Source organism: Myxococcales bacterium, from assembly GCA_022563535.1.
Taxonomy (GTDB): domain Bacteria; phylum Myxococcota_A; class UBA9160; order UBA9160; family UBA4427; genus DUBZ01.
Map to the genome: position 1 here is coordinate 1 of JADFNE010000138.1, position 4,957 is coordinate 4,957.

Annotated in this window: 5 protein-coding genes; 3 read left to right on the forward strand and 2 right to left on the reverse strand. The window is 61.0% G+C overall.

Translation table 11 applies throughout. The features are described from left to right. On the reverse strand, window positions 1-203 hold a 203-nt coding region (locus IH881_20185), incomplete at its 3' end, for a hypothetical protein (protein MCH7870017.1). Window positions 204-462: 259 nt separating this feature from the next. On the opposite strand from IH881_20185, the gene IH881_20190 reads away from it, so the two are divergent. Continuing rightward, a complete protein-coding gene (locus tag IH881_20190) occupies window positions 463-843 on the forward strand; it encodes a hypothetical protein (protein MCH7870018.1) in 381 nt (126 codons plus the stop codon). Window positions 844-1,505: 662 nt separating this feature from the next. Here the strand turns inward: IH881_20190 and IH881_20195 are convergent. After that, on the reverse strand, window positions 1,506-2,414 hold the full coding sequence (locus IH881_20195; GenBank protein MCH7870019.1) for an SdiA-regulated domain-containing protein: 909 nt from the start codon (window positions 2,412-2,414) through the stop codon (window positions 1,506-1,508). Window positions 2,415-2,705: 291 nt separating this feature from the next. Between IH881_20195 and IH881_20200 the strand changes: the two genes are divergently transcribed. Beyond that, entirely contained in the window at window positions 2,706-3,842 is a 1,137-nt protein-coding gene (locus IH881_20200) for a hypothetical protein (protein ID MCH7870020.1), read from the forward strand. Beyond that, on the forward strand, window positions 3,781-4,635 hold the full coding sequence (locus tag IH881_20205; protein ID MCH7870021.1) for a S8 family serine peptidase: 855 nt from the start codon (window positions 3,781-3,783) through the stop codon (window positions 4,633-4,635). Before IH881_20200 ends, IH881_20205 begins: the two co-directional genes overlap by 62 nt. Window positions 4,636-4,957: the final 322 nt, after the last annotated feature.

Here is a 4,957-nt window from a genome sequence, read left to right on the forward strand (position 1 = left end):
TTTGCGAATAGCGCATCGCGAACGTGAACCCCTGCGGATCTGAGTCGCGCCAGAACTCCAATTACGGGGATGTCCTTCAATACTCCGTCGTCAAGCATTGAATCGAGCAGAAGTTCGGTTCCGTCCACTGCAAGCGATTTTAGATTGTTGTCGGCGATCGAATTGAGGAGCGCACTTTCTATGGTGGTATCTTCAGTGGCCACGTTTATGCCTGCTCGTTCTACTTCTTATTTCGATCAGATTCGGCATCACCAGTACGATGAATGGTCGCTCTAACAGATATCCAAGGCAAGGCGCAGAGCTGCACATCGGACGGGCTGTAATGGCCCGATGGCAGCCGATCGCCGGGTGATACAATCGTGGCGGCAGGGTCGGGGCCGGTCAGCGTTGTTGCTGGGCGGTTGATACCGATCTATTGGGCGGCGGTCGCCGGTTCTCGATCGGGAAAGAGGGGAAGCAGAAGTGAACGTGATCCTCCTTGTTTTCGCGCTCCTCGCCTCGATTTCTGGCTGTGCGTCGGGGTCGGCTGTTGTGACTGGCGAGGCGAGAGCGCCCATCGACCCCAGTCAGGTGAAGGTCTATCTGGACCCGCCTTCGAAGTACGAAACAATCGGACTTGTCGAAGCATCGAGCGACGTGGAGTTCACTTCGCAGGGAGCGGTAGACCGAGCGATACACGAACTCAAGAGGCAAGCCGCGAGGATCGGGGCGAACGGCGTCCTACTGCTCAGCACGTCGAGCCAGTCGGGCACCTCGGGATTTTACAGTGGAGGGGTCTACTACCCCGGAGATTCAGATACGAAGGGCGTGACTGGAAGGGCGATCTTGGTCACCGACGAGTAGCGCGGTTCATTTTGCCGCCGCCTCATCCCAGCTAGTCCAGCGCAGCCCCAGCCATGACAGCCAGCAGCAGGGCCAGCACCAGCCAACCGCAACCAATCTCAGCTGCGGCCAGGCCGGCGGCAACCATGGGGTGCTGATGTCGCGGGGTGGCGTTTGCTGTTGGGCAGCCTAGTCAAGCGCAGTCCATTCCAGCCACTTTCGCCGTCCCAGGATTATTTGTAAGTGGCCGGAAGTAGGGCGGAATTCAAGTTACTACACAAGCTTCCCAAGCTGAGGGTCATGCGTTCGAATCCGCTAGGAGCGCAGGGCTTGGAGTCACCGACGCAGAACTGCGGGAGAGGGGCGCTCGCAATCCCCGACCAATCAGCCGGGAGTGGGCAGGGCGCCCCAGCCCGAAATCTCGATCGGAGTGGGGTGACACACATCTGTGGTGTGCGAAAAGTGTGCGAAAAAGGTCGAAGTGGCTCAAAACCACTCAAACTGGATCAAACTCGAATCCCAATTTCCTCAACATATTCAAACTCATAGCAACTCAGTCAAACTGAGTAAAACACTCCTAAGCGGTTTCCTAAACCGTAGGTCAGAGGTTATGCGGCGCCTTCGGCGCTTGTTTCATCGCAGCCAAGGGCTGCTCGCGAATCCTCTCGGTGGCGCACCCATGTCTAGACTTTCCGAGTAAAACGGGGCACGGCGGCGATCGATGACGCAACCAGAAGGCCGATGAGCACACTCACGCCCGGCCAGGATAGGGCGGGGATCGCGGGCGGGCTTACGCACGCAGCTGGATAGAACTCATATCGCCATAAAGCTTGAGAGTCTTCACTGACGAATAGTCTGGACGTGGCCGCGCCGCAGTCGGGGACCAGAGCGATGCCCTCTTGGTTTTCGCCTGGAAGATCGAACTCGCGGATGAACGTTCCGTCTGGATTCATCTCGACGATGACGTCGAAGTCGTCATGGATGGCATAGAGCGTCTGTGTGGAATCATCATAGTGAAGGCCCGACACGTCGTCGCGCTCGGCCGGGGCGGCGAACACATCGATCAGTTCGACCCCCCCACCGTTGAGCAATCGAAAAACGTAGATGTTTCCCTCGCGTTGGTGCCCCGCATAGAACAACCCATTCACAACCGTGAGGCCTTCGAGCCCGGGACTTCCCGGGCCTGTCATCCACGGCGTCAGGTCCCACGAATTGCCGGTGAGCGCTCCGGTCGAGAGGTCGAACTCGTGAATTGAATCCGGGTGTTCGTTGCCGAGATAGACCAGGTCGGACTGGGGATCTGCAATTGCGATGGCCTCGAGGTCCCCGCCCGGCGTCCAGGTGGTGACGTTCTGACCGTCCGCATCCATTCGGCTCACGCTTCCCTCGTCGCTGACGACCAGCAGTACCTCGAGCCGCTCATGCCAGACAGCGCCGCTGGGTTCGTAGCCTGCGGGCAGCCCACCGGGAGAGCCCACGTTGCCGATCTCCGTGCCGGTGTCTCCAGGCCACGGATCCGCCTTTGACTCGCCCGACCACGCAGGGAGAAGCGTCAGAATCACCAGGCCCAGAGCTGCGAATTGTCTGTGCAACGAATCACCCGAACTGCTTCGCGAGAGAATCCCGATTGTCGATCTAGCCCGATTGGACCACAAATGGCGACAAAGTAGAAGGCCCGGAACGGGGCGTCCTGGCGAAACAGGAGACGCTAGGTGAACGTGCTTTGCCGAAATTTCTCTCTTACAGTTTCTATTGCGAATGAATATCCATGTCGCCGGTGAAGGGCATTCTTCGTTGTTCGCGCTGGAAGGGGATAACCTCTGCGAAGTTGAGGCGTAGCGATATTGATGGCAGAAACGGGTATTTCGCGAGTCAGCCGAGGCATGGCGTTCCTGCTAATCGTGCTCTGGTTGGCCGGTGTCCACGAGGTGCAAGCGCAGACGACGGGGATCCCCGCTGCACTGGTCGACCAGATCCGCGCGCTGTACGAGGAGAAGGCGGCGCGCACCCCCGCCGAACGCAAGATCAGCTCCCACCTCTTGCATGCCGAGCGCATGCGCCGAGGTGTCCCGATCGCGCGAGGGATCGCCACGCTGCGCACGCTCGTCGAGATCGCGCCCGATGGATCGACGCTCGTCGACATCCGGGCAGACGTCACAACACAGCTCGTACAGCGCATCGCGGATCTCGGGGGAACGGTAATCCACTCGTCGGCGCATCTTCGTTCAGTGCGGGCGCGCCTTCCCATCGCCCAGCTCCGCTCTCTCGCCGAACTGGTCGCGGTGGACGCCATCTCTCCGGCGGACCGAGCTTTCACCCGCAAGCTTGACACCTCCGAAGGAGATACAGCTCACCGCGCCGATCAGCTGCGCGCGAGCTTCGGGGTGGATGGTACGGGCATCTCCATTGGGGTGCTGTCGGACGGTGTCGACTCGCTGGCCTCCCTCCAGGCTAGTGGCGACCTTCCGCCAGGCGTGACGGTCCTCTCCGGCCAGGCGGGCTCCGGCAGCGAGGGGACCGCGATGCTCGAGATCATCCACGATCTTGCGCCCGGGGCGGACCTCATTTTCGCGACCGCTTTCATCAGTCAGGCCTCCTTCGCGGACAACATCGAGGCGCTCCAGGTGGCGGGTGCCGACGTGATCGTCGACGACGTCGGTTACTTCGCCGAAGGTGTCTTCCAGGACGACAACGTGGCCGAAGCGGTCAACACGGTGACGGCGGCTGGCGCCGAGTACTTCTCCTCCGCGGGTAACGCAGGAAACCTGAACGACGGCACGTCTGGTGTCTGGGAAGGGGACTTCAGCGCGGCGGCCAGCCCTGTAGGCGGTACCGACGCCGCGCACGACTTTGGGGGCGGGCGTCTTCAACGAGATCACGTTGGCGTCCCCCTCCGTTTACACGTTGCACTGGTCCGACGCGCTGGGCAGTTCGGCGAACGACTACGACCTGTATCTCGTGAACAAGGCGGAGACGGTTGTCTTCGCAGCCTCGACGACCATACAGGACGGCAACGATGATCCTTTCGAGATCATCGGCGCTGCCCAGAATGACAAGCGGAAGAAGCTCTTGATCGTGCGAAAGAGCGCAGGTTCTGACCGCTTCCTCCACTTGAACGCGAACCGCGGGCAGCTCGAGTTCGCGACCGACGGACAGACCGCCGGCCACTCCGCCGCGCGAGACGCCTTCAGCGTAGCGGCCGTGGACGTACGAGATGCAATCGGTGCGTTCGACGGGAGCGAGTCTGTACAGACCTACAGCTCTGATGGGCCTCGGCGGGTCTTCTACGAAGCCGACGGCAGCGATATCACGCCGGGCGTCTACGGCTCGACAGGCGGGGAGCTTCGCCAGAAACCCGATCTCACCGCCGCGGACTGCGTGAGCACTGCTACGCCCAGCTTCTCGACCTTCTGCGGCACGTCGGCCGCCGCACCGCACGCCGCAGCAATCACGGCACTTCTGCTCGAGGTCAACGGCGCGGCGAGCGCGTCGGAGATCCGAAGCGCTCTCGACAGCACCGCCCTCGATATCGAGCAAGTCGGCGTCGACCGAGATTCGGGAGCCGGAATCGTAGACGCCCTGGCGGCGGGCGGCGCAGTAGTCGAGTGCCAGGACGACTCCGACTGCGACGACGCAGATCCGTGCACGGTCGACAGCTGCGACGCGATGCTCGGATGCGCCCACGATCCGATCGAGTTCTGCGGTGGCGTTGACCTGCCCGCCATCTCAGATTCGGGCCGGGTCCTGCTCGTCCTGCTCTTCGTTACCGCCGCGATGGGAATCCTCCGATCGGGTTTGGCATCGCCGCGTTGATCGCCGAGGCGCTGTGGGAGGCGCTTACCGCGGGCGAACGAGTTGCCGACTGAGAACCAAGCGTTTTCGCGGGCCCGGCGTGCGGAGGGGGATAGGGGATTCAACGAGGGTTTTCGAATTTTCCGATAACAGACATTCCGTCAAATGGCCGAGTAGATGAGATGATTGTCTCGATCCGGGTCGGCGGATAGGTTAATTAAGAGGGTGAACGGTCGGGCAGATGGTTAACAAAAGTCCACGCACATGGTTTACACCTTCTCACTTGCCGGTGATCTTACCGGTTTGTAGGTCGATCCGTCCCAGGATCGTGTTGTAGTAGACG

Bases quoted from the DNA above. Each gene is read 5' to 3' on its own strand.
- IH881_20200 (MCH7870020.1), top strand. From the start codon at position 2,706: ATGGCGTTCCTGCTAATCGTGCTCTGGTTGGCCGGTGTCCACGAGGTG.